General features: G+C 33.6%; 33 protein-coding genes, 1 pseudogene and 1 other annotated feature (1 of these 35 running past the window's edge). Of the genes and pseudogenes, 9 read left to right on the top strand and 25 right to left on the bottom strand.

The window, feature by feature from the left end:
• Window positions 1–202, bottom strand: a binding site (T-box leader); it reaches 55 nt to the left of the window's first position.
• A gap of 71 nt (window positions 203–273) precedes the next feature.
• Window positions 274–444: a DUF2197 domain-containing protein gene (locus SJY24_RS16635; protein ID WP_377865494.1), complete on the bottom strand. Its 171-nt coding sequence runs from the start codon at window positions 442–444 to the stop codon at window positions 274–276.
• Window positions 445–585: 141 nt separating this feature from the next.
• Here SJY24_RS16635 and SJY24_RS16630 point away from each other — a divergent pair, with 141 nt between their 5' ends.
• The gene (locus SJY24_RS16630) at window positions 586–1,488 is read left to right on the top strand and encodes an SMP-30/gluconolactonase/LRE family protein (protein WP_377865493.1); all 903 of its coding nucleotides are present in this window, start codon (window positions 586–588) and stop codon (window positions 1,486–1,488) included.
• On the top strand, window positions 1,485–2,189 hold the full coding sequence (locus tag SJY24_RS16625; RefSeq protein ID WP_377865492.1) for a class I SAM-dependent methyltransferase: 705 nt from the start codon (window positions 1,485–1,487) through the stop codon (window positions 2,187–2,189). The genes SJY24_RS16630 and SJY24_RS16625 overlap by 4 nt, the downstream gene beginning before the upstream one ends.
• Window positions 2,190–2,244: 55 nt before the next feature.
• On the opposite strand, the gene SJY24_RS16620 is transcribed toward SJY24_RS16625, so the two are convergent.
• Window positions 2,245–3,171 carry an NADP-dependent oxidoreductase gene (locus SJY24_RS16620; RefSeq protein WP_377865491.1) on the bottom strand — a complete coding sequence of 309 codons (927 nt, stop codon included), beginning with the start codon at window positions 3,169–3,171 and terminating at the stop codon, window positions 2,245–2,247.
• 236 nt (window positions 3,172–3,407) lie between these two features.
• Between SJY24_RS16620 and mleBCA the strand changes: the two genes are divergently transcribed.
• Window positions 3,408–4,262 (top strand): BCA family alpha/beta fold macrolide esterase, encoded by an 855-nt coding sequence (mleBCA, locus tag SJY24_RS16615; protein WP_377865490.1) that lies wholly within the window; start codon window positions 3,408–3,410, stop codon window positions 4,260–4,262.
• Between the two features lie 130 nt (window positions 4,263–4,392).
• Here mleBCA and SJY24_RS16610 read toward each other — a convergent pair whose 3' ends face one another.
• Both SJY24_RS16610 and SJY24_RS16605 read right to left on the bottom strand, forming a co-directional pair.
• Entirely contained in the window at window positions 4,393–4,728 is a 336-nt protein-coding gene (locus tag SJY24_RS16610) for a hypothetical protein (RefSeq protein ID WP_071746121.1), read from the bottom strand.
• A gap of 11 nt (window positions 4,729–4,739) precedes the next feature.
• Window positions 4,740–5,909, bottom strand: coding sequence for a ParM/StbA family protein (locus tag SJY24_RS16605; RefSeq protein WP_377865489.1), 1,170 nt, complete (start codon window positions 5,907–5,909; stop codon window positions 4,740–4,742).
• Window positions 5,910–6,118: 209 nt separating this feature from the next.
• Between SJY24_RS16605 and SJY24_RS16600 the strand changes: the two genes are divergently transcribed.
• Complete coding sequence (locus SJY24_RS16600; protein ID WP_377865488.1) at window positions 6,119–6,523, top strand: hypothetical protein; 405 nt, start codon at window positions 6,119–6,121, stop codon at window positions 6,521–6,523.
• Window positions 6,524–6,558: 35 nt separating this feature from the next.
• On the opposite strand, the gene SJY24_RS16595 is transcribed toward SJY24_RS16600, so the two are convergent.
• From SJY24_RS16595 to sleB, 6 genes are all read right to left on the bottom strand, one after another.
• Complete coding sequence (locus SJY24_RS16595; protein WP_377865487.1) at window positions 6,559–7,098, bottom strand: DUF1697 domain-containing protein; 540 nt, start codon at window positions 7,096–7,098, stop codon at window positions 6,559–6,561.
• A 148-nt stretch (window positions 7,099–7,246) separates the two neighbouring features.
• A complete protein-coding gene (locus SJY24_RS16590; protein WP_377865486.1) occupies window positions 7,247–7,744 on the bottom strand; it encodes a GNAT family N-acetyltransferase in 498 nt (165 codons plus the stop codon).
• 27 nt (window positions 7,745–7,771) lie between these two features.
• On the bottom strand, window positions 7,772–8,128 hold the full coding sequence (locus SJY24_RS16585) for a hypothetical protein (protein WP_377865485.1): 357 nt from the start codon (window positions 8,126–8,128) through the stop codon (window positions 7,772–7,774).
• A 107-nt stretch (window positions 8,129–8,235) separates the two neighbouring features.
• Window positions 8,236–8,832, bottom strand: a complete 597-nt coding sequence (locus SJY24_RS16580) for a YhcN/YlaJ family sporulation lipoprotein (RefSeq protein WP_377865484.1) — start codon at window positions 8,830–8,832, stop codon at window positions 8,236–8,238.
• Between the two features lie 26 nt (window positions 8,833–8,858).
• Window positions 8,859–10,199 carry a germination protein YpeB gene (gene ypeB / locus SJY24_RS16575; protein ID WP_377865483.1) on the bottom strand — a complete coding sequence of 447 codons (1,341 nt, stop codon included), beginning with the start codon at window positions 10,197–10,199 and terminating at the stop codon, window positions 8,859–8,861.
• A gap of 15 nt (window positions 10,200–10,214) precedes the next feature.
• Window positions 10,215–10,994, bottom strand: coding sequence for a spore cortex-lytic enzyme (gene sleB, locus SJY24_RS16570; RefSeq protein WP_377865482.1), 780 nt, complete (start codon window positions 10,992–10,994; stop codon window positions 10,215–10,217).
• 144 nt (window positions 10,995–11,138) lie between these two features.
• Between sleB and SJY24_RS16565 the strand changes: the two genes are divergently transcribed.
• Window positions 11,139–11,471 carry a DUF3889 domain-containing protein gene (locus tag SJY24_RS16565; RefSeq protein ID WP_377865481.1) on the top strand — a complete coding sequence of 111 codons (333 nt, stop codon included), beginning with the start codon at window positions 11,139–11,141 and terminating at the stop codon, window positions 11,469–11,471.
• A gap of 56 nt (window positions 11,472–11,527) precedes the next feature.
• On the opposite strand, the gene SJY24_RS16560 is transcribed toward SJY24_RS16565, so the two are convergent.
• The 5 genes from SJY24_RS16560 to kynU all read right to left on the bottom strand — a co-directional run bounded on the left by SJY24_RS16560 (window position 11,528) and on the right by kynU (window position 16,019).
• Window positions 11,528–12,163, bottom strand: a complete 636-nt coding sequence (locus SJY24_RS16560) for a Pr6Pr family membrane protein (RefSeq protein ID WP_377865480.1) — start codon at window positions 12,161–12,163, stop codon at window positions 11,528–11,530.
• 20 nt (window positions 12,164–12,183) lie between these two features.
• Window positions 12,184–13,101, bottom strand: a complete 918-nt coding sequence (locus SJY24_RS16555) for a serine hydrolase domain-containing protein (protein WP_377865479.1) — start codon at window positions 13,099–13,101, stop codon at window positions 12,184–12,186.
• Window positions 13,102–13,227: 126 nt separating this feature from the next.
• Window positions 13,228–14,067 carry a tryptophan 2,3-dioxygenase gene (gene kynA / locus SJY24_RS16550; protein ID WP_000661975.1) on the bottom strand — a complete coding sequence of 280 codons (840 nt, stop codon included), beginning with the start codon at window positions 14,065–14,067 and terminating at the stop codon, window positions 13,228–13,230.
• Between the two features lie 33 nt (window positions 14,068–14,100).
• Window positions 14,101–14,730 carry an arylformamidase gene (gene kynB / locus SJY24_RS16545; RefSeq protein ID WP_377865478.1) on the bottom strand — a complete coding sequence of 210 codons (630 nt, stop codon included), beginning with the start codon at window positions 14,728–14,730 and terminating at the stop codon, window positions 14,101–14,103.
• A 2-nt stretch (window positions 14,731–14,732) separates the two neighbouring features.
• Entirely contained in the window at window positions 14,733–16,019 is a 1,287-nt protein-coding gene (kynU, locus tag SJY24_RS16540) for a kynureninase (RefSeq protein ID WP_377865477.1), read from the bottom strand.
• A 159-nt stretch (window positions 16,020–16,178) separates the two neighbouring features.
• Here kynU and SJY24_RS16535 point away from each other — a divergent pair, with 159 nt between their 5' ends.
• Window positions 16,179–16,790 carry a TetR/AcrR family transcriptional regulator gene (locus tag SJY24_RS16535; RefSeq protein ID WP_377865476.1) on the top strand — a complete coding sequence of 204 codons (612 nt, stop codon included), beginning with the start codon at window positions 16,179–16,181 and terminating at the stop codon, window positions 16,788–16,790.
• A gap of 35 nt (window positions 16,791–16,825) precedes the next feature.
• On the opposite strand, the gene SJY24_RS16530 is transcribed toward SJY24_RS16535, so the two are convergent.
• The gene (locus SJY24_RS16530; RefSeq protein WP_377865475.1) at window positions 16,826–17,263 is read right to left on the bottom strand and encodes an NUDIX domain-containing protein; all 438 of its coding nucleotides are present in this window, start codon (window positions 17,261–17,263) and stop codon (window positions 16,826–16,828) included.
• 93 nt (window positions 17,264–17,356) lie between these two features.
• Between SJY24_RS16530 and SJY24_RS16525 the strand changes: the two genes are divergently transcribed.
• Complete coding sequence (locus tag SJY24_RS16525) at window positions 17,357–18,136, top strand: arylamine N-acetyltransferase (protein ID WP_377865474.1); 780 nt, start codon at window positions 17,357–17,359, stop codon at window positions 18,134–18,136.
• A 28-nt stretch (window positions 18,137–18,164) separates the two neighbouring features.
• Here the strand turns inward: SJY24_RS16525 and SJY24_RS16520 are convergent, their stop codons facing one another.
• The 7 genes and pseudogenes from SJY24_RS16520 to SJY24_RS16490 all read right to left on the bottom strand — a co-directional run bounded on the left by SJY24_RS16520 (window position 18,165) and on the right by SJY24_RS16490 (window position 21,144).
• Complete coding sequence (locus tag SJY24_RS16520) at window positions 18,165–18,404, bottom strand: DUF3953 domain-containing protein (RefSeq protein ID WP_377865473.1); 240 nt, start codon at window positions 18,402–18,404, stop codon at window positions 18,165–18,167.
• Between the two features lie 21 nt (window positions 18,405–18,425).
• On the bottom strand, window positions 18,426–18,671 hold the full coding sequence (locus tag SJY24_RS16515) for a DUF3977 family protein (RefSeq protein WP_353767943.1): 246 nt from the start codon (window positions 18,669–18,671) through the stop codon (window positions 18,426–18,428).
• 115 nt (window positions 18,672–18,786) lie between these two features.
• Window positions 18,787–19,020: pseudogene (locus tag SJY24_RS16510) on the bottom strand (helix-turn-helix domain-containing protein); the annotation flags it as partial.
• A gap of 243 nt (window positions 19,021–19,263) precedes the next feature.
• Window positions 19,264–19,437, bottom strand: coding sequence for a hypothetical protein (locus tag SJY24_RS16505; protein ID WP_377865472.1), 174 nt, complete (start codon window positions 19,435–19,437; stop codon window positions 19,264–19,266).
• 16 nt (window positions 19,438–19,453) lie between these two features.
• The gene (locus SJY24_RS16500) at window positions 19,454–19,792 is read right to left on the bottom strand and encodes an NIPSNAP family protein (RefSeq protein WP_377865471.1); all 339 of its coding nucleotides are present in this window, start codon (window positions 19,790–19,792) and stop codon (window positions 19,454–19,456) included.
• On the bottom strand, window positions 19,765–20,361 hold the full coding sequence (locus tag SJY24_RS16495; protein WP_377865470.1) for a GNAT family N-acetyltransferase: 597 nt from the start codon (window positions 20,359–20,361) through the stop codon (window positions 19,765–19,767). The genes SJY24_RS16500 and SJY24_RS16495 overlap by 28 nt, the downstream gene beginning before the upstream one ends.
• Window positions 20,362–20,373: 12 nt before the next feature.
• Window positions 20,374–21,144: a DeoR/GlpR family DNA-binding transcription regulator gene (locus SJY24_RS16490; protein WP_377865469.1), complete on the bottom strand. Its 771-nt coding sequence runs from the start codon at window positions 21,142–21,144 to the stop codon at window positions 20,374–20,376.
• Window positions 21,145–21,396: 252 nt separating this feature from the next.
• Between SJY24_RS16490 and SJY24_RS16485 the strand changes: the two genes are divergently transcribed.
• Window positions 21,397–21,888 carry a hypothetical protein gene (locus tag SJY24_RS16485; protein WP_377865468.1) on the top strand — a complete coding sequence of 164 codons (492 nt, stop codon included), beginning with the start codon at window positions 21,397–21,399 and terminating at the stop codon, window positions 21,886–21,888.
• Window positions 21,889–21,983: 95 nt separating this feature from the next.
• On the opposite strand, the gene SJY24_RS16480 is transcribed toward SJY24_RS16485, so the two are convergent.
• Window positions 21,984–22,637, bottom strand: coding sequence for a DUF4085 family protein (locus SJY24_RS16480; protein ID WP_377865467.1), 654 nt, complete (start codon window positions 22,635–22,637; stop codon window positions 21,984–21,986).
• A 220-nt stretch (window positions 22,638–22,857) separates the two neighbouring features.
• On the opposite strand from SJY24_RS16480, the gene SJY24_RS16475 reads away from it, so the two are divergent.
• Entirely contained in the window at window positions 22,858–23,451 is a 594-nt protein-coding gene (locus SJY24_RS16475) for a hypothetical protein (protein WP_377865466.1), read from the top strand.
• 168 nt (window positions 23,452–23,619) lie between these two features.
• On the opposite strand, the gene SJY24_RS16470 is transcribed toward SJY24_RS16475, so the two are convergent.
• Entirely contained in the window at window positions 23,620–24,099 is a 480-nt protein-coding gene (locus SJY24_RS16470; protein ID WP_377865465.1) for a DinB family protein, read from the bottom strand.
• Between the last annotated feature and the right edge of the window lie 33 nt (window positions 24,100–24,132).

The following is a 24,132-nucleotide window of genomic DNA, read 5'->3' as shown; positions in this document are numbered from 1 at the left end:
CCATATTAACCTCTTCAGGTACGGCAAAATATGCTTATACCCTATCTCTATAACGGGAGAACCCGTCGCACCATCCCTAAACAAATTAGTTCCTTGCGTAGCTCCAAGTCTTTTTTCATTAAGATGTATACCGCTCTTTCTCAGCTACCAGAGCTCTCTGTACGTATTCTTTCTTAACTACTCTTCTCTTCAATGCCATTTTAAATATTGATTTTTACATATGATAATTTATTACGTGTTTATTGTCAATTTTTTCTGAACAAAAATATAAAACTATCTAAAAAAATATTTTATCGCTTCTAATTGAATTCTGTGGCTACACTCATCACAACAATATGTCCCTTTCGCTTTCTCTTTAAATCGCTTATATTTTTCACTTCCTTCGTATACTCGGAATATATTTTTACACGAAAAACAAACAATCTCATAAAACATCATATGCATTTTCCTCACAGTGTTTATACATTTTTTAAATAACTTGAAAAGGTCTGTTTTCGACATTGCAAATCTTAATAATCTCTCACAAAAGGTTTACCTCTATTCTTATCGAATTATATAAATATCTTATAAAGCGAGGTGAACATCTTGTTCAGTAATATAGAATTAGTTTTAGATGCTAAAGCAAGTTTAGCTGAAGGACCATGTTGGAATGAAAAAAAGCAGCTTTTATACTGGGTTGATATTATGGAGAAAAAACTATGCATTTATACCCCCGCTAATAATTCAAACCGAGTGATTGCCCTCAATCAGCAAATCGGCTGTGTCGTTCCATATCTAGATGATGTAGTACTTTTAGCTCTAGAAAAAGGGTTTTATTCTTTTAATCTAAATACAGAAGAGCTTACACATATTTATGATCCTGAACCACATTTAATAGAAAATCGTTTTAATGACGGGAAATGCGATCCGGCTGGCCGCTTTTGGGCAGGCACTACTGACTTATATGGTATAGGTGGCGCCGGTTCCTTGTATTCTTTACATAATAATCTCCAAGTAGAGAAAAAGGTATCACATGTAAATACATCAAACGGCATAGCATGGTCTCCTGACGATACATACCTTTATTTTATTGATACACCTACCAAAAAAGTAGTCCGTTTTCATTATGATATACATACTGGTGTAATTAGCAATCCAACAGATGTTATCATCTTCCCTGAAAATGAAGGTATACCCGATGGTATGACAATTGATGTAGACGGTTGTTTATGGATTGCACATTGGGGAGGCTCGAAGATTACTAGATGGAATCCCTTTACTGGAAAACAGATTTTAAGTATTCCGATTCCTGCTTTATATGTAACGTCGTGTACATTTGGAGGACCTAATTTGACCGATTTATATATCACAACAGCCAGAACAAGAATGTCGGATGCGGAATTAAAACAGTACCCACATGCTGGTGGTATATTTCGAATTCAAATGAATGTTAAAGGTTGTCCAACCTATTCATTTCGCCATGAAACTATTGGAGCTGAAACACTATGAACAGAATCAATTACATAAGGCAAGAAGAGAAAAAGTATCACGATCTTTGCTATGAACAATATAAATTATTCGAAGCAGGATCTTGGCTGTATAAACCTGTTAAAACAGTTATGGGCATGCTGAACTATTTTGAAGGACAGAAAGACCTACAAATACTTGACCTTGGCTCTGGTGTCGGTAGAAACAGTATTCCAATTGCACAAAAAATCATGAATAGTGGCGGCACTGTTACTTGTGTTGATCTACTTGATTCGGCTTTAATGAAGTTACAAGTTTATAGCAAAGAATATGGTGTATTTGAATACATAAAAACGGAACAAGCAGCAATTGAAGACTACTATATTGCTCCTAATACTTATGACTACATCGTTGCAGTATCAAGTTTAGAACATGTCAGATCAATAGACGATTTTAAAAAAGTGCTTCACTCTATGAAAAATGGGACAAAGAGTGGTGGTATCAATTGTTTAATAGTTAACTCTAACATTCAAGAAATTGACTTGGAAACGAATCAAGAATTAGATGCTTTAATTGAAATTAACCTTTCTACGGAAGAAATGACACGTACACTAAAAGGCGTTTATACCGAATGGCAAGAAGTAAAAGTTGAAATAAAAAATTTAGCGTATGATATTGTACGAAACGGTACACACATTCAATTAAATTCGAATGCGATTACTTTTGTCATGCAAAAATTGTAGTTTATATGAGTGGTGACAATTTTTTTAAGTCACCACTCGTGTGTTTATGTAAACATCATTCCATCGTAATTACAATTTTCCCTCTAGTATGCTGACTTTCACTCAAAATATGAGCTTCTCTAACTCCTTGTTCACTAAACGGAACAACCTTACTAATAATCGGTTTTATCTTTCCCTCCTGGATCAAACTAGTTAATTCGTCTAGTTGCTTTCCACTTGGTTTTAACCATAAAAATCCTGATCTTATACCCTTTACTTCATGAAGTGGTTCATGAACGATAGAAACTAGAACACCACCAGATTTAATAATTTGAAAACTTTTTTCTTGTACTTCTCCGCCGATTGTATCTAACACAATATTATAATCTGATAGCAGCTCTTCAAATTTCTCTTTTTTATAATCAATAATGAGGTCAGCACCTAAAGACTTTAAAAACTCTTCATTTTTACTACTTGCAGTTGTTGCGACAAAGGCCCCAAATGATTTTGCGATTTGAATTGCAAAACTCCCTACTCCGCCCGCTCCAGCATGAATTAATACTCGATCATTTTCTTTTATTTGTGCGTAATCAATAAGACTTTGCCAAGCTGTTAGTCCTACAAGAGGTATAGACGCAGCTTCTTCAAAACTAATATTATTTGGCATATGTGCTACTAAATCTGATTTCACTGTAATGTATTCAGCATAGGAGCCTTTCCCTATATTTTCGGGTTTCGTAAATACTTTATCTCCTATTTTAAAATGATTCACATCTTCTCCAACTTCCTCAACTACTCCAGCAACATCTAATCCTAATGTAATTGGAAATGAAAATCGCAACTTTTCTTGTAAGTCTCCCTTTCTGGTTTTCCAATCAACAGGATTGACAGATGTTGCTTGTATACGTATTAATACTTCATTACATTTAACAACTGGTTTAGGAACTTGTCTTTCTTTTAATTCTTCAACACTACCATATTGATCAATAACAATTGCTTTCATTTCCTCTCCTCCTTGTTGTTTATTTTAGTAACTTATAATTATTTTTCAAAATATTTTGTTTTGAATGAAAATAATTATATTTGGAGGTGATATTTATGCTACTCTACTAATTAGGCATCATGAGTACAAAAAACATTTATTTCACTTAAATACAATCTAATTTACGCCTAAGAAACACCCAAAGTTTTATTTCTCTTTATTTATTAATGACCTTTAAATGAAACGGAGAGTGTGCTATGAGTGAACAAGTTTTCAAAGTAAACGGTATTGATATATGTACAGAAAGCTTTGGCAATCCTAATAACCCAGCAATATTATTAATTATGGGGGCTACGTGTTCAATGGTTTATTGGGATGAAGAATTTTGTGAAAGGTTAGCTAGCACAGGAAGATTTGTCATTCGCTATGATAACCGTGATGTTGGGCGCTCTATTACATATGAGCCTGGGACTTCCAATTACACTGTAGCAGACATGGCTGAAGATGCAATCGGGGTACTCGATGCGTATCATATTGACAAGGCACACCTTTTTGGCATGTCATTAGGAGGTATGATTGCTCAAATTGCTGCAGTAAAACACCCAGAAAGAATTTTGACCTTAACATTACTAGCAACAAGCGTTATTGGATCTGATAACAACACTCGTGATTTGCCTCCAATGGATGAAAAAATTTTGACACATCATGCTAATGGTACAAATTTAGATTGGACAAATAAAGATGTTATAGCGAAATATTTAGTTACAGGATCACGTCTACTCTGTGGACCAAAGCGTATATTTGATGAAGCAAGAACTTTGAAACAAGTAAAACAAGAAATAGAACGTGCTAACAATCTATTAAGTATGTTTAATCACGCCCTCCTAACAGGTGATGATTCTTATGAGGGTATACTTAAATCAATACTGGTACCAACTTTAGTAATTCATGGTACGGACGATAGAGCTCTTCCACTTGAACATGGGCTCGCACTTATTGACGAAATTCCGAACTCAAAGCTATTAACCCTTGAAGGTACAGGACATGAGAATCACCCCGATGACTGGGATAAAATTATTAAAGCAGTTTCAAAACATATATGCAAAATATAAAATTAAGCAACTAATAGAAGGACACAAATTGTATTGCACTCTTCTTTTTATAGAAATTACGATACAATAACAAAAGCCCATCACTGTATTCCTATGTATAGTGATGGGCTCTACCTATTTTTTTCTATGTTTAAAAAAATGGACAATCTAACTGATCAACAGATTCCCACGATTTTTTTTTTACATTTTCGGTGGATTTACTAGTTTCTAATGGTACGTTTTTAAATGGATTCATTTCAACTTTTAATAGAGATGATGGTTCTACATATAAAGAAAAAACATGGCTACTTGGCAAGGTTTTTGATACATCAATATCTCCTACTTGTTTAAATAATTGCTGGGCTGCAAAGAAAAAGAAATTAGTTGGATTAGATTGTTTATTAAGCCAAGCAATCATTTCAGGCGATACTGATTTATTAATATTAATTTTCACTCGATCACCACGTTTATATCGCCTAGATCGCATGTTTCCACCAACTAACTTATCGTTAAGTTTGTAAACCCTAACTCTTTTTGTTTATGCTCTCTATATTTTGGCGAACAAGTGTAGACTAATAATCCTCGTGCATTAGTAAATAGTGGATTATCTACAAAGATTACATTTTTTAGTCGTCCTTTTTGTTTTAAAATCATTTTTAAACTGTTTTTAATAATTACTGCGCCTCCACCATAAATAAATACGTATGGATCGTCCTTCATATCATCGATTTTATTTATAACATCTGTTGCGACACGCGCCGCTAAACCTAATAGTGCTGGCTGTGATTCCTCAACTAATAATGCATTTCTCGGGTGTTTTTCATTTAAATAAATTTGGTTAAATTCTGTAATACTATCAATTGTTTTCGTAGGATATTTCCGATTCCATCTTGTAATAATTTGTAGTAACGTTTCTTTTACACCGTACGATAACCCTTTACTTAATTGCGGACGGAAATTTACCCCTAACGAAACAACTTCTTCTGTTGTCCCCGCGCCAATATCAAAAGATAATAATGTTTTATCAACAAAATCAATTTCTGAAACTTGATTTTGTTCACATTCTATTTTATGTTTCACAACATTTCCTTCTTCATCATATACAATGCCCCACGTCCCAGAGGCGCCTTCAGGTAGGCATTTACAAAACTCAATAGAAACATTAATCGTAACATCGCGTCCGTTCGGATAATGGAAAACAACCTTATGATTTCCCATATAACGTTTTGCATTTTCAGCAGCTATTTCTTGTGTAATAAGCTGCATAGGAAGAGCGACCGATAAATCATATCGAATGTTAATATGACTCGATGTTGGACTTTGACGCATAGCACTTACTGCTAAACCCGATAGTATTGTAATAACCATTAGCTCATCCGTCGACTTATTCGATTTCTTCTCCACTTCAGTACCTTTTAATTGATCTTGAATCACTTTTTCTCCAACGATGTACCGTACATTATTTAACATTAGCGATGGAGAACTAATGGTCACATCGATATGATTTTCTAATTCAGATAATGACACATCTCCCTCATCTAACAATCCTGTAGGCTCACCTATATATAAAGAATAAATACTCGGAATAAAAATAGGGTCTTGCCCTTTCACCATTAACTTCAAACCGTTATTTCCTGCATCTGCACCAGCTTTTAAAAGTATAGACATAACTACCCCCTAAATTAATCTGACATCCCTTCCAAATATATGCGAGCCTATTCTTTTACATTCAAATGTAATGTAATTTTTTATTTATCTTTAAAACAAAATACTATATACCTTCACCTTTCGTGTAAAAAGTATTTGACATGATACTTTTCCAATTTTATACTATGGATGTAAAGAGTTTTTTACAAAGGTGGAGGTGCAATTATATATTGAATACTAAAAAAACTATTTTTATAATTATAATTTTTTCTTTAATCGTTATACTTGGACATGGCACATACAAATACATAACTGAAGGTTCAATTTTGGGCGGGACTATTTTCGCTGCCTCTTTAATACTTAGTAAATTAATTAATCATATTACATGGGGAGATCCAAACGGAGTATCGGAAGAAAGTCAAGATGAGATGGGACAACAAATTACATATAAAAGCTTTAAAATCGCGTATTTTGTTCTTGTAGGTGTTATGTTTCTTATATTATTCTGGTCAGAAGGATTTTCTATGGGTTCCAATTTGGATGGTGTAAAAAACCTTCCCCTATTTATAGCACTTTGTTCTTCATTCTTTATTTATCCTATAGTTGAACTCATTGTCGCAAAACAATATAAATAAAAAAAGTGGTTTTCTGTAAATAGAAAACCACTTTTTTAATACATATCTTCCACTATTGTTTTTAACTTATTCACAGTCCGCCAATTCCTTACCGTAGCTGGCGTATGCAATTTTTGAAACTGGTTCATTAATTTAGAATTCCGAATGCTTTTTTTGAAAAACAAATACACTACTCCGCCTTCAATATGGCAATCTTCTATTTCACTTTTGTACATAAGTAATTGCTTACTATCTTCTTCAGCAAGTGGATTGGCTAAAAAGACCACATATACACTCTCTCCTGCTAATAATGACTGGGCCTCGTATGGACACTTATTAATAATATTAGTAAATTCATCATTTGTTCTTAACATGACTGGCACATCGAAATCAAAAAAATTTTTAATTTCACATTCAATTCGTTCCTTTAGAAAACTTATTCCTTCCTCTGACTCAAACACTACATTTCCACTTTGAATATATGTTTTCACTTTTTTTAACCCTATTGATTCAAAGGCTTTTTTCAAATCCAACATTTTGATTACTTTATGTCCACCGACATTAATTCCTCGTAGTAGTGCAATATAAATTGTCATAACAATACACCTCATATTTTAACAGTCCTAAAAATCGGATATATTTACATCTTCATATTCCTCGGATATTTGCATTGATTTTTCTAACATATCATGTAATAAAAAACTTACTACATGATTTTCTTCAAGAGTAAGCTTTGTTATCTCATTATTTCGTTATAGGTAAATGTAATATGAATTGTTGTCCGATTGGTCCCATTCTTCTAAACCCTTTATCTTGAAAGCCAACTTTCTCATATAACTTTTGTGCCGGAATATTTTTTTCATTTACAGCAAGAATCACTTCATTTTTTATTGGATAATAATATTTTACAAAGTCTTGTAATAACGCCAATGATTTTTTAGCATATCCTTTCTTTTGTTTATTGTGATTAACAGAAAAAGAAGTTAAAAGTATGGCATCTTTATTTTCTGTAAACTCATGTACTCTGTCACCCGTTTGTAATGCAAAAACACCGACAGGTACTCCGCTATAGTCCAAAATAACAACTACATTTTTCGTTCGATCATTTTTCGCTTTCTCCAGTAATTCACCTGGATTCGCTGTGAATTGCACTTGTTCACTTGGTAAAGTAAATGATTGTATTATCTCTTTATGCTGCTCCTTATACGGAACTAATTGTATTTCCTCTGTATGTATGTTCATGCTTAACTCTCCCATTCCTTCGAGTGGTTAACTTAAACCTTGCTGTGCTTTAGAATGCACTTTTCCATCCAAAAATGTTATTTCAGCAAACGATTTTGGATCACTGCCTTTCCAAGCAAAAATTTGTTTAATTCGTGTAGTATGTTCTTCCCCTTCTTCTATGAGTAAATCCCCTTCAAAACCGATTAAATCTCTCACTTCTAAATATGTCATTCCTTCATTAATATTTGAGAAATGATTTACATTAATGGATTTTTGATTTTTATTTTCCGTTATTGTAGAAGAGGTTGCTGTTTGCTTTTTCACTTCTTTCTTCTGTTCACACGCTGTCACACTGAAACTTAGGCATAAACCACATAATATAAATGCGCTTTTTTTCATCATAACAGTTGTCCCTCCCATCATAATTAAACCATATATTCCCTTAAAAATAAACTGAATATTTGATATTATTTTAAAAAATCCTCGTACAATGTAGTACGAGGCTAACTTTACTTATTCAAGTGATTATTTGATTGGTCATCCTGTTCTTTTCTTAGTTCTTGTTCTTCATCTTTTGGTAATTGTTTATCGTTATCTTTAATCGGATTCGTTTCTCTATTTTCAATTAGATCATTTGGAACTTGTGGCATGACTCGTCCAACAATTGCTGCTAATTCATCCAGTATGCCTTCACCAGTTTTACCTTTTTTAATTTGCTTCCCTATTTGTTTTAGTCGTTCATACGTATCGACATCTGCAACAACAACTGCATTTGCACCGTTCGGGTCATTCTTTAAACTTTCTGCAACAGAATACTTAATTGACTCAACTCGAGTTCGATCAAGTTTCGCTTTTACATCAATACCTACAACAGCATACTTGCCAACTACAACTGCCGTCGCATCATTCACACCAGGTATACTTGCAGCTAATGATGCTAAATGATCTGCTGCTTTTTCATTTGGCTTATTTGATTTATTCGTATACGTAACATTTTTCATTGAGACATTCTTTTGCTCAGGCTTTTCATTAGGATTGTCTTTTTTGCCAATGCTACAGCCAGTAATAACGAAGCAAAGCATCAACATATACATTAGGATTTTCATTATTCTCACCACTCTATCATTGATGTTTAATCATAAATTTTTTCAACAGCTTGCATTTTCTTCACTTTTTCTTCTGCTCCACTATTTGCGTTAATGAAAATTTGGTACGTATCTTTTCCTAAAGTGCCAACAAATTCATAGCAAAGTACTTCATTATGCAAGTCATTTACTACTACAGCTTTTCGCTCTTCCATTACTTTTACATCTGGATTAATTTTCTTTCTTGCCTCAGCAGCAGTTAGCTTCGCACTCGGAATTGTTCGTTTTTGATGCGATGCTAAATATTCCTTTGCCGAAAAACCAACAATCGATCCATCATCTAAAGCAATTTTCATTTGAATTGCTTCTGGATAAATACGCACTCCATTTTCATTTACAACGTACGTAAACACACCGATATTATCATATTGAGAACTATCAAATAGCTCCATATTTGTAAACTTGTGATCCTTTAAAAACGTTAATCCTTTACTTCCTGCATCATTTAAACTAATTTTTTGTTCTTTAATTTCTCGATTATTCATTACCCAAATTGGGTATCCACCTTTTCCGGTAATATCCATATAATACTCATTGTTCGTTGCTGGATCTTGAATTTTCACACTGTAGAATGATTCTTTTGCACCTTTTCCACTTTTCTCAACTTCTACTTTTTCATTCCCTTTTAAGTTTAAAAATGATTTCGCGATTTTTTCCGCTTCCTCTTTCGAAATCGCCTTTCCTTCTGCCTCAAATCCGCCTTTTTTATTCTTTTGTGCACTTGTAAAAGTCGGTCCAAAGTTTGTGGACGAGTATGATGTTACATTCTTCTCAACTGTTTTTAATCCATCGATAATTGTGTTATCTGCTGGATCCTGGTTTGACGCAAGAGCCATTTCTACATCCATCCAGCGAAGATTATTTTTCAATACAAGATGCTGCACTTTTCTCAGTTCATCTTGTATATTTCCTGCATTTGAATATAAACCTTGCAACGTTTTATATTCTTGATCATTTAGCGGTTCTTTTTCTAAATCACGAACCGCTGCACGATAACTAAAATCACCAATATTCGCAAGGAACTCTTCCGTTTTATTAAATGGCATTAATGTTAAAGGTAATTGTCCTACATCAGAACGAGCCTCTGAGGTTAAACGCCATACATCTACTAAAGCTGGCGATAATGAGGAACGTGAATTCATCGCCAGTGCTGTTCCAATTTTATCGTGTAATAAATCAACTTCATATGCTAAATCATGAAACGCACGCTGATAACTATTTTCCGCTCGAATTAATACTGCATTTTTTTCTTGATGCTCTTTATAACCCCAATACCCTGTTCCGACTACACCTACTGTTAACAATACAATGATAATACCTCTAAACATGTTTCCACCTCCGCTCTATTTACAGAAAATGTGTTTACCGATTTTTTTAATTTGTGGACGAGTCCAAATCCATTTACTTGTCGCAGTATCTGGATTGAAATAATATAGTGCATTCCCTGTTGGATCCCATCCATTGATTGCATCTAATACAGCTTTTTTCGCATTTTCATTTGGCGTTAAATATATCTGTCCATCTGCTACTGCTGTAAAGGCTCTCGGTTCAAAGATTACACCTGAAACTGTATTTGGAAATGATGCACTTGTGACACGGTTTAAAATAACCGCAGCTACTGCTACTTGTCCTAAATACGGCTCACCACGGGATTCTCCGTATACAGCGTTTGCCATTAGCTGAATATCATTTTGAGAATAGCCGTTTGGAACATTTGTCCCTTTACTTTGTGGTGGTTTATTTTCTTGTGCAGTACCACCGCTATTCCCTTTATTAGTTGTAGTACCTTTATTAGCGGTCGACTTATCATACTTTGTTGCCTTAACAAGCATTTGCTTCGTTTTAGCCCCCGCTAAACCATCAACTGGCAATCCGAATTTTTGCTGGAAATTTCGAAGCGCCCAATATGTACCCCATCCGAAAACACCATCTACTTTTCCTGTATAGAATCCGTTATATTTCAAACGAGATTGCAATTCAATGACATCTTCTCCAGATGCACCTCTTTGAATCACTTGATTAGAAAAGGCTTCTACATTTTTTATTTGCATACTACTTACGATTAAAGATAAGCCGATAAAAGTAAGTAGAACTGCTATCTTCCAAAAACCTTTTTGACGCATATATTTCCCTCCTTAATTACAGTAATGAATTCATGGTTATGTTTTGTAAATGTGAAGCTTTTATGTAAAGAAGACAAAAAAAGCCAAACTTATATGCTTGAAGATATATGCACACAATATAAAAAAGAGTAAAAGGAGCTTATTATGAAGTATTTCTTCACACGTATAGCATTCGCAATTTTTTTACTAACAGCATGTTCAAATATATATACTGGTCCATCTATTGTTCACGCACAGCCGCCATACGCAAAGTGGGGTAAACTAGCCGTTGAAAAAACGAAAGAACAATATCCGAAAGCTGAGATTATTGATTACCTTCATATAGGTAGAAAACCAAAAACAATTCAAATAACAGTTGAAAAATTTAAATTGTGGCTACGTGAGGATGGAAAAGAGTATGGTGTTTTTGTGGATGTAGAGTTTGATACGAAAACAGAGAAATTTTTAAAGATGTCCTTTCAGAAGACAAGTCGGTAAAATAGAGAAACCTCCGTCTTTACATACAGACAGAGGTTTCTTTATGTACTTCTTCTTTAATAAGGAGGATTATTTTTTATATGCAAAGATCGATTTCCTAACATTTTTACTAATCCGCAAATAGCTCCAATTACAACCGCTATTCCGATACTATATAAAAGCACTCTCCCATATCCACCTATTCTCGGATCGAGAAACGGATATGGGTACCAATTCACGAATGGACCGCGGATTAAGCTATATACAACATATAAAAGCGGGAAAACAAGCCAACTCGCCGCCTGTTTCCATGTAATGGTCTTCGTAGGTGGATTTATAACCCAATCTAAAATCATCGCTAATGGCATGATGTAATGAAGTACAGTATTTACCCACGGTATCGCTGTTTGAAGTGACTCTTCTAATCCCCTTAATAACAAAAAATAAATAAGTCCTGTTGTCAGTATGTATACTGTAGCTGCACCGCGAAGGACTCCAAACTGCTCGGAACGTCCGAATGTGGCTGTTCCCAAGCTACTTAATAGTAGAATTACCGCCACTAAAATATTGCTTTCAATTGTGAAGAAACTAAAAAAGTTAACTGGATTGAACGGTTTCACTTGTGCCCTTGTAACAAATTGAGTAATAAGTGCACTAAACGCTAGAAGACTTAATAACAGTCTATAAATTGCTATCATTTTTGCACTTCTCATAACACGCCCCCTTCCTCTTCTTATTTATGATTGGCATTCTCTTTTATGTGCTCTATAAATAACTTTAATGGTACGAGGCCACGTTTAGGCATGTGACTACTAATTACTGCTACGAGCTCTAACTGCGGAATGATAATAATGTATTGCCCTCCGTATCCCATAGCAAAATACATACAATACGGTATGTGAAATCTTTCGTTATTTAATACCCACCAGTGATATCCATATGCCCCGACATGTTCATACGTTTCAAATAGAGCTGTACTTGATTGCTCTAACCATTTCGATGATATAATTTCATTTCCCTTCCAATATCCATTCTGCAAACATAATTTTCCTAACTTTAATAAATCTATAGATTTCATTTTCATACCGAATCCGCCGACATATACACCTTGAGGGTCTTGTTGCCATTCATATTCCGTAATGTTTAATGGATCAAATAAATACTTTTTCGCGAACTGCTCCGTCGACATTCCAGTTGCTTGTTGAATGATGTAACTAAGTAAGTGAGAAGAGCCTGAATTATAATTCATTTTCGTACCCATTTCTTCAATGAGCGGCTTTTCTAAAATGAATTGTGCCCAATTGTCTGATTCCACAAAGTCATTTGGGAAAACAACCCCATTGCCGAATTCTTGCCAATCTTCTCCTGTTGTCATCGTTAATAAATGATACAGCGTTAATTCTCTTTTTTTCTCCAGTACATTAGGAATCCATGTTGTGATTGGTGTATTTATATCGTTTATACATCCTTTATCAATTGCTATGCCAATTAATATGGATACGATACTTTTGGTAATCGAATTAATTTTAAATAACTCATTTGCACAGTCTATCGTTTTATAGTACTCAGTCGTTGTTTCCCCTTTTTGATAAACAAGAAATGTATTCACTTTTTTCTTTTCAAATTTATTTTGTAATTGCTCGAAATTCAAGAAATCTTCCTCCATCTAAATGATTATGTAATATTTGTAGTTCATCCCGTTCTCTCTATTAAATCATATTTGTTTTTAAAACAAAAAAATAAACTTGCCAGCATTTAATAGCTGACAAGTTTATTTTTATAATTTCGTTCGAACGTTCCAAAGCTCTGGGAAGAAGCATTGATCAAGCACTCGTTTTAAATAAGATACGCCAGAAGAGCCACCTGTTCCCATTTTATGACCAATAATTCGTTCTACCGTTTTCATATGACGGAAACGCCATTGTTGTAGCCAGTCTTCAATATCGATTAATTTCTCTGCAAGCTGATATAAATCCCAATATTTTTGCACGTCCGCATACACTTCTATCCAAGCCGCTTCTACAGTTGCATCCTCTTCGTAAGGCTGCGTAACATCACGATTTAACACATCTTTATGAATTGGAAATCCTTCTTTAACAAGGGCTTGTATCGCCACATCATACAAACTTGGTGCATGAAGTGCTTTATGAAGACGAGCATGTAATTCTGGGTCCTTTTCATAAATCTTTAATGCATGTGGTGTTTTATAACCAAGTGCATACTCAATCATTCTATATTGATACGATTGGAAGCCTGAAGCTTGACCAAGTGAATCACGAAACTCAATATATTCTGATGGCGTTAATGTCGCCAGAATATCCCAAGATTGAATGATTTGCGACTGAATTTTTGATACGCGTGCTAACATTTTAAAAGCTGGTGGTAATTTATCTTGTTTAATAGATTCAATCGCCGCATTCAGTTCATGTAAAATTAATTTCATCCAAAGCTCACTCGCTTGATGGATGACGATAAATAACATTTCATCATGATGGTCTGATAATCTTTGTTGACTAGATAATAAGCTATCTAGCTGTAAATACTCTCCGTACGTCATATTCTCCTTAAAGTCCGTGTGAATCCCTTTTTCCATAATTACCTTTTCATTTTCTTTCATATTAGCCAAACGCCCCTTTATGTTCATTTCTACTTATATTGGTCTAATAACAGCTCGAACTGGACTCCCATCCGCATCTGTTAATGCAAGTGGTAATGCAATAAGTTCGTAATCGCCGTCTACTACGTGATCTAGTACGACATTTTCTAAAATGTGTATTCCATGTTTAAATAATTGATGATGCGCTGCTAGTTCTTTATCATCTAAAGGATCAACAGATGGTACGTCCACCCCGATTAAACGAATTCCCTTTTCAGAAAGAAAGGCTGCAATATCTGCGCGTAAATGCGGGATTACATCTGGGAATTCATTTGCTTTACCATGTGAAGATGTACGTAATAACAATCGTTCTACACCTTCTAAATGAAAGTTTTCTAGTTCCTTTTTCCCGATGCTTTCAAGATTAGAAACGTCAATGATTCGCGCTGGGCCAACATAAATTTGAACATCTAAATCTATTACTTTCTTCCCCTTATTATCAAAATGAAAAGGTGCATCAATATGAGTACCTGTATGAATACTCATCGTTAACTTTCCAACATTTACTGAACCACTGTCTTCTTTTGACCATGAAACTTCATACGAGAACGGTGTATCCCCTGGCCACGTCGCGATATCATTATTTAGCGGTTGTGAAATATCAATCCACTGCGATGTTTTCATGCTTATGCCACAACCTCTCGCTTATTTTCAAAGTTCTTATATTCTTCCTCTTTCATAATGTTCTTTAAAATTTGTACAGAGTTCCATACTTCCTCATACGTATTGTATAAAGCAACTGGCGCAAGTCTAACTCCATTTGGAGCTCTAAAGTCCGGAATAACCCCATTTGCTTTTAACGCTTTACATATACGCGCCGCCTCAGCATGTTCTAAATAAATATGCCCGCCTCGTTTTTCATCCTCTAGCGGATTTCCGATTGTAAATCCCATATCCTTTAACTCTAATTGAATTAAATCGAGCATATATCTTGTTATATGTAATGATTTTTCACGTAATCTCTCAATGCCAGCTTCTTTAAAAATTTCAAGAGAACCAATTAATGGTGCCGTACTCAATACGTGAGGTGTTCCTATTTGGTACGCCCCAGCATGATCAGCTGCAGTTAATGAATGTTCCATATCAAACTGCTTATCTTTTCTAGAACTAAACCACCCAGACAATCCTGGAATTCTATTAAAGTGCTTTTTATTTACATAAAGGCCCCCAACACCACCAGGTCCTGCATTTAAATATTTATAATTACACCATATAGCGAAATCAACATCCCACTCTTTGAAATGATGTGGAATAGATCCAATTGAATGACATAAATCAAATCCAATATGAATACCACGTTTATGAGCTTCAGTTGTTAATCGCTTCATATCAAGAATCTGTCCGCTTCTATATAGTACAGAAGGCAATAAAATTAAAGCGATATCATCAGTCATCGCATGAATGATATCTTCCTCATTTAATGTTCTACCATCTCTGCTCTTTACTCTCATTAGGTGCTCATCTGGATCTAATCCTTTTAAACGAATTTGGCTTTGGAGCGCATATATATCTGACGGGAACGTTAATTCATCCGCAAGAATCTTTGTCCGAATCCCTTTTGGTTCATAAAAAGTTGCGATTACTTGATGAATATTCGTTGTCGTGGAGCCGGTTACAATCATCTCTTCTGACAAAGCTCCAATAAGAGGTGCAGTCAATTCCCCTAGCTTTTCTGATAGGAAGAACCAAGGATGTTCTCCTTCGGTCCATCCATCAATTCCATACTCTTTCCATGAATCTAGCAAAGTAAGTAATGATTTTTCTGCTCTTTTTGAAAGCAACCCTAAAGAGTTACCATCTAAATATATTGTTCCTTCTTTTTTATAAAATTCAGTTTGAAAATCTTTCAGTTCATCATGTTTATCACATTCAAGCGCATACTCATAAGTTGGTTGAAATGGTTCTTTATACATGGTGTCACCTTCTCTTAATTTTCTTTTTATTCTAACTAATTGAAATATATCACCTAAGTTGATATAACGTCAATGATATTATGTCAGTTGACTTTATATACGAACTTATTTTACAATACAATTATATTTTCAGATATTTCAGTATAAAGAGGTGATTCCTTGAAAAATTCTACTCTTTCAACAAGAAAACACCGCTCCTTAGAAACAAAAAAGAAACTATTACATTCCGGTTATACTATTTTTATAAAAAACGGATTTCAGAAAACTACAATCACGCAAATTATTAAACATGCAGAAACTGGTTATGGAACAGCATATGTATATTTTAAAAACAAAGATGCACTCCTCGTCGTTTTGATGGAAGATGTGATGAATCGTTTTTATAATATTGCTGATCGCTCTTTTTCACCTCAAACAAAGTTAGACGCATCTGATATGATTCAAAGTCAAGTTAGAGCATTCTTACAATTAGCGGAAGAAGAACGAGATATTTTGCAAGTTGTCGAAGAAGCAATAGGATTATCGGGAGAGATAAGTCAAAAATGGGATGAGATTCGTGAACGCTTTATAAAAAGTATTACACAGGATATTACTTACTCTCAAGAAAGTGGATTGGCGCAGCCTGAATTAAATAAAGAGATTGTTGCACGTGGTTGGTTCGCGATGAATGAAACATTTCTTTGGGAAATTGTGCAAAATGATAAAGTGCTAGATTTAGAAGAAGTTGTACATATATTGACAGTGATGTATACGACAGGTCTATATAAATAGCACACCCTTTACTCGTAAGGTGTGCTATTTTACATCTATAAAAATATTTTATCTGGATACGGTAATGCTAAAGGTGGCTTTTCAAATAAAGGGAAATATTTTAGTATTAAAGATTCTCCATCAACTGCTTTCAATCCGCCGCCAATAACTTCACACTCAAATACAACAACAATATATTCTACTTGATCTCCATTCGAATATGTATGACGGAACTCTTTCCCTCCAAATACACCTTTTTCTTTTTTCACTTTTACTTTCAATCCTGTTTCTTCCCATACTTCTCTAACAACCGCTTCTTCTGGTGTTTCTCCTGGTTCGATTGCCCCTGCTGGCAAACTCCAGTATTCTCCTCCAGGATATTGAAATAAGATTTCCCTCTGCTCGTTTTTAATTACAGCAGCTATACTCGGCATAAAAATAAGTTCAGATCCTAATTTTTTACGAAGTCTTTTATAATATAATGACATCGGCATTTGACTTTCTCCCCTCACAATAAATAACTGTATTTTCTAACAATTATTATATAATATTATTAAAATCAATTTCTATATAGAAAGGAAGATCAAATGTCACAAGAAAAACTAATAAATCAGTTTCTATCGTTTTTATCCGTTACAAAAAAGCCTGTAAGTTTAAATTTTTTAAATGAACTAGTTAAAGCTCATCAAGAGAAAGTAAAGTGGGAAACTCTTACTAAAATAATTGACTGGGAAAAAGGTAAGAAAACAGGTAATTACTTTCCTTCCATCAAGACATACATAAATCGAATTACTACTAAAGGTATGGGCGGTACTTGTTGGACTCATTCTATTGGTTTTCATTGGTTATTATCAAATCTAGGTTTTTCTGTGCAGTATATGTATATGGATCCTGGGCATTTATGCTTACGTGTTAACTTAGAGCAACCTTATTATGTTGATGTTGGTTACTGTGCACCTTTATTTCAAGCATTTCCACTTTATGAATCATTTCAAGTAAGTGATGTAAGGGAAACATTTGCTTATCAAGTATCCAATAAGGAAATTCATATTACTAGAGATCCTGGTCCAGCAAAAATCTTAAATACAGAGCCAATACATTTAACAAGTATGAAAGAACTCATTACAAAGTCTAATGACTGGCATTCTTCTCCTGTATTAAAGAAAATTCAAATTTTCGGTTATATCGATGGCATTCCAACTTCTATTAATGATAATGTTTTAAAACGATATTTCCAAGGTAAGAAAAGCGAACATAGCCTTACCTCTTCTGAGCTTACTTATTGGATAACCGAAAAATTTTGTATTGATAAAAAAATGTACCAAACAGCTACTGAAATTTTTAATGAGAAAACTTCAAAAAAATAAACTGTTACTCAATATGCTAAGTAACAGTTTATTTTAAATATTTCATTAACGATACAATGATACAAAATAGCGATATAAGTAAAAGCAACAACCCCATATTCTTATTCTCTTTTTCATCCTTTTTAACGTTTTGTATCCCCATACCGGCAAGCATAAAACCTAAAAGTAATTGTAAAATGAGCATACTTTGCTTCGAATCATCATTCCAACTGTAAATAGAATAGCCCATTATAATAAAAGCGAGTATGAATGTGATAATTCTAATCATAAAAACACCCCCTGTTTGATTCTATTGTTTTAACCTACTCACAATTCCAACAATAAACTTATACTCAGCTCTACTTTTTCTTACTTTCTTAAATCCCTCTTTCGTATCAAAAATAAAACACGTTTTCCGAAACCAAATCCGTACATATAAAGACTCAAAATAAATAGGTTTAATAATTCCTCGTTCCTCGAATTCAGTTCCATCTTTATTTTCGGTTTCCGTTCGAATGAACCACCTATTCCCGATTCCAATTTCAATATACTTCACATGCTAACCCCCTTCAGGAAATCTTCTTTCTAACTATTCTATTATTTCCCTGGCAAGCGCACATTCCGACAGAACGTGAGCCCATAAAGAAAAAGTAGATTACAAAAATCTACTTTTATAGCCTGAATTTTTGCATACGTTTATAAAATGTACTGCGTGGCACATCTAATAGTTTTGCAGCTAACGAAACATTTCCATTCGTCTTTACTAGTGCTTCAATCATGTTTTATTTTCCCTCGAAAATTCAGCTTATGTTCTTCTTTATTTCCATTTTGTAACTCAATTTATTTTTGATTTCCAATCATCGTCTGTAATAAAATGATATTTGCTTTTGGCATATTTCCCATCCATTTATATTTTGGACATTGATTACAAATAACAACTTGTTCATCACTATCAATTACATCTATAAAGCGGTGAATGAAATGTAGTTCGTTTCGACGTATTTGAATGCTACATTCACGTTCAATCGCATGGACAATTGAAGTTAACATTCCAAGCATATATGGATGTGAAGACTCAATCGAACAGGAGAAATAGTATTTTCAACATAATTAGAAAACGATACAAATATGTTGAAAATTCGAATATCTCAATGCACTTCTTTACTCCTTTTTAGTAGCACTATATTTTGTATAATGGATCCAAAGAGAATACATAACCAAAACCACTTTTGTGGATTGTTATTTACAAAGAAAACTACCATCGCTATTGCGAATAAAATAGTGGCTGCTAAACTAATATATAATTTCGTTCTAATTCCCATTAGGCTTCACTTCCTATCATTTCACAGTACATAGTAACTCTTCATTTTTCATCTCTATTATGTACTCTCGTAAAACATATTCTTTCCCGCCATGTTTTTCATACCAATCATGTATTCTTTTAACATGTATCTTGTCGCTTCTAATTTTCGATTCAATTTCTTTATACTGTTCATAACTATCATATTCCCATATGGCGAATATTTCTGTTGTACCATCATTATTATCCTTCATCCAGCGTCCTATCAAACGAGAACCGTACTTTAATTGATTTGGTAAATTTGTATCATTGAAATGATTATTAAATATATCAACGAATTCATTTTTCACTATATAGTATTTCCTTCTGTAAAACATACTTCTTCACCTCTTTTGTGAAAAGTATTATTCACCCTACCCATTACAACCGTATTGTAATACTTACCGTCCGAAAGCCTCTTATCATTTTTCAGAACGCCTTCTACTTCAAAACCTAATTTTTTATAAAGCTGAATGGCTTTTTCGTTCGTCTCTAACACTTGTAATGCTATCTTTTTCACTTCATTTTCATCAGCCCAATGAATAGACTGTTGCAATAGACTCTTACCCATTCCATATCCCCAAAACTCTCTTAAAATACAAACACCAAACTCTACTTTATGAGATAATCTCTTCAAATTTGCCCCTTCACATCTTGAAAATCCAACGATTCGATTGTGCACTTCTGCAACTAAAAAGAGATTCTTCATCTCTTCACTATCTGTTTTTATTATTTTTTGAAACGCTATCTTATCTATAAATCCCTCTCCAGCTTCTCTATCCATATTTTCAGTTTCTCCATCGATCTGAACTCTAATTTTCGATAACTGCTCAGCGTCTGTTTCAGCCGCAGATCGAATTGTATAAGTTAATCCATTTATATGAAACTCTTGTCCTTTTATAATCATTTCAAACTCCTTTTAAATGCAGTCTATTGGCGCTATTACAATTTCTTTACCTTGTTTCTCAAATTCTTGAATTATTTCTTTACTAGACTCTTCATCTGTTATTATAAGGTCAATTTCTTTAAGTGACTCTCCTTTTATAAAGTAATCTATTCCAAGTTTATTATGAGGCGCTAAACAAATATTTCTTCGAGCGATTTTACTTACTGTTTTTCCAAAATAAGCAACTTCCGGTGTTGCAGTACTTATACCATGTAATGAAATGCCACCACCTGTAGAGAAATAAAGATCAATAGATAATCTACTAATTAATTCAGAGGCAAGTGTATCTGTCATATTTCCTGAAGGTTTTACCTTACCACCAATTAAATACACTTCTATGTTCTTATATTCTCGTAACGAACTAGCTATCTCTATAGAATTCGTTATAATTGTAAATGATGTTTCGGGTAAAAATTTTAACATGGCACAATGAATTGAAGCCCCACCAATAAAAACGGAATCTCCTTCTTGTATATAAGATACAGCAACTTTAGCAATTGCTTTTTCGTATATTGAACTATCACTAAAACGTTTATATGGTTCAGCAGCTAAGTATCTCACTCGCGTAAGTTCAATTGCACCTCCGTGCGTTCTTTTTAATAAACCCTCTTTCTCCATAATAGATAGATCTCTTCTTATAGAATCAATAGACATATCAAAAATTTCAGCAAGATCCTTTGCGATTACTCTTCCATCTTTCTTAAGTAACTCTAAAATTTTCTCTCTACGCTCTTCAGTGAACATGTTATCACCACCATTATTAAAAATTCAGAAACTTAACCCTTCTCATTCAATTATATGCATGTTTTTTCTGTTTTACAATATTTTCAATCCTTATTATTCCAGATTTATACAGGTTTTCTCTCTCTTTCCATTTCATTAACTGCACACCAAATAAATGTACATTTGCATATCCTACTAAAATGCTTCTATTTATTCCCTTATTGATGTAAAATTGTTCCTATGTTTTACTTTTTAATACAGAAAGGAATTACTATGAAATCTTTAATTAAAGTAACTTGTACAGCATTATTATTTACAGGAATAATGGCAGGATGTAGTGGAAATGCTACACCAAAACAAGAAAAAAGCACTCTCGAAAAGAATGCAATGCACTATGGGGAAATATTTAAAAACGAATACTATAGAGCAACAGTTGAGAATGCAAAATTTGAAAAAATAGACAAAGAGTGGCGTCTTACAGCTCGTGTTACAATTAATAATGTTCGTGCTGACGGGCAAACGATAGATCTTTCAGAAATAAAATATTTCATAAAAGATGAAAAAACCGGTGGAAAATTCGAAGGTGAATTTATACAAAATGAGAATGCTAAAAAAGTTCCATCTGAGTTCTCTTTAACTACTGACATTGAATTTAATATGAAAACTTCACCAAAAAATTTAAATAATATGTATTTATACATTGATAGCAAAGTTGCGCCGTTAACAGATACATATTGGAAGCTTGATAATTTGGTATCTAAATAAAAAACAGTCTTAAATGACTGTTTTTTTGTTATTGAACTTGTAAACTTCAACAAAAGAAACTCTCTTTATTATAAATTAATATACAAATAACTAAGTTATTTTTTCTCAAGCAATATATCTTTTGCACAAATCGTTACTTCTTCAAATGGGCAATCAAATAACACACCCAATTCAAACCCATCTTCAGTAAGTTCTATTTCATGACACATCCACCAAGCACCTTCAAATTTTTTCGGCATAGAACATTCCTTAACTCCTTCAAAAGTAAGTCGAAGCATTTCAAAATCATTAAAACTGCCACTGCAATCTAAAGTTATAATTAGCGTATCTTTTGATCTTCTATCTACTGACCTGACTACACTATCATGTAGTGAGTATTCATGTAGTTGAATGACATTCTGTGTGAGTTTTTCTTTTATAGAATTAAAATTTTCTATATAAGCTTGTTCTAAATCATTCATTCTTTTCTCATAGTCCGCTGTCCACTCAAGCATAAGTTTCTTTAATTTTTTTGATGGATATTCTGAATTAATTGTATTGTCATGAATATACGGATGTAGTGACTTAGGAAGAATCTTTAATAAATCTTCTTTCTTTTCTTCCACATCCTCTTTCAAACTTTGCTTATAATCCATTCCCGCCTTTTCGCTCTCTCGCAAAAACTCTTCCCATTCATCTAATGTTTCTGAGAAAATTAAAAATCCAGACACTTGCATTTCTTTATACCAATCTTTTGTGAAATATTTCAATGACATCTCTCCTAAAATATTTTAACATCCAAGAAAGGCAATATATCCACTTATTATATCATTCCAATAAACGTTTTTTCTAAAGAATAAATGTAAAACTGTAAATATTCCGCCTATTATTTCTAAAACTTCAGAATATTTACAATAATAAGTAATTATAATACATTTTACATGTACAAGTTTTACCTGTACAAAAATCTAAACAAAAAGGGATGGTTATATGTTGAAGAAATTAGTAGCAGGGACATTAGTAGCAGGTTTTGCATTAACTGGAGGATTAGGAGTAGTAAGTGCTGCAGAAAAAGATTATACAATTAAAACATTTGATTATTTAAAAGTTGATGAAAACAATGTTAGTTCATTTGCAAAATTAAGCGATCAATCAAAAAAAGACATCCAAATTACTATGGTACTACCTAAACAAAATGAAAATGGAGATTGGTTAGCTTACGGATTTACTAACAGAGAAGCATTCAATGCTTTTATTGAACAAGATAAAAAGGCACTTAAAAATCAGATTAACCCTTTAGGTAGTGGTGCTGGTAGTACTGATTTTTATGAACATAAAGATAAAGGTGGCCAATATATTTACTGGAGCAGCGGCTTTAAAAACTTACCATCTAGCTGGAACGACAGGATTTCTTCTGTAAGTACAGCTTCACCTTCTGCAAGCTATTCAACGACACTATGGGAACATACTTCAACACAAGGATATGGAAAAGGTGTCTCCTTTAGACACTCTGATTGGTATGGTAAAACTGCTAATTTAGCTGCTGATTGGAACGATATTACTTCAGCAATTGAAATCAAATAGTAACAAATCTTTTCAATTGAATAGGTGGCACTACATTTTTATATAGTTTTAATTGCTACTTAAATATTATATTATTAGAAAGACCAGCCATTTTAGACTGGTCTTTCTACTTTCAAGTATGCAATAATGATTCATGGATTGCTTCAGATAAATTAGAGAATCATTACATTATTCACTATCAAAACTCGTCTGTAATTTCCGAATGTAAATAATTTGACCAATGTGATACGCGTTATGAGTCGTTACATTAGCTAATACTTCCCACCACTTCGCAGATACAGGAAATCCAATTACATCACTTTCAACCTTGTCTTCATTTATGAGACTTTGCCACTGTAACAGTTTCTCTAATAGTTTTTCTCTTAACTCTTCAAATGTTTGATTATCAGATAGCATAAAACTTTTATTGTTATCTCCAGTAGCTGGCACAGCATTAACATTAGATTCTTTGTACCTAGTTTGCCACGTCGTATTCCAATACAGTAAATGTTGTACAATTTCGGCTATACTATTACACTCTTCATTCGGTTTCCAGAAAGCTTCTCTCTCAGATAAATCTTTTACTGCATCTGAAAATGGAATATACCAACTGGGATCATTCGCATTTGCTAATAACTGATCTGCTAATACGTCTTTGACATGGACCACTTTACTTCCCCCCGTTAAAAAGATTCATTTCAA

It is taken from the genome of Bacillus sp. R86525, from assembly GCF_042466195.1.
In the GTDB taxonomy this organism is placed as follows: Bacteria; Bacillota; Bacilli; order Bacillales; family Bacillaceae_G; genus Bacillus_A; species Bacillus_A nitratireducens.
Note: the sequence above shows the minus strand (reverse complement) of the source record. Positions and strands in the feature narration are given on the sequence as shown.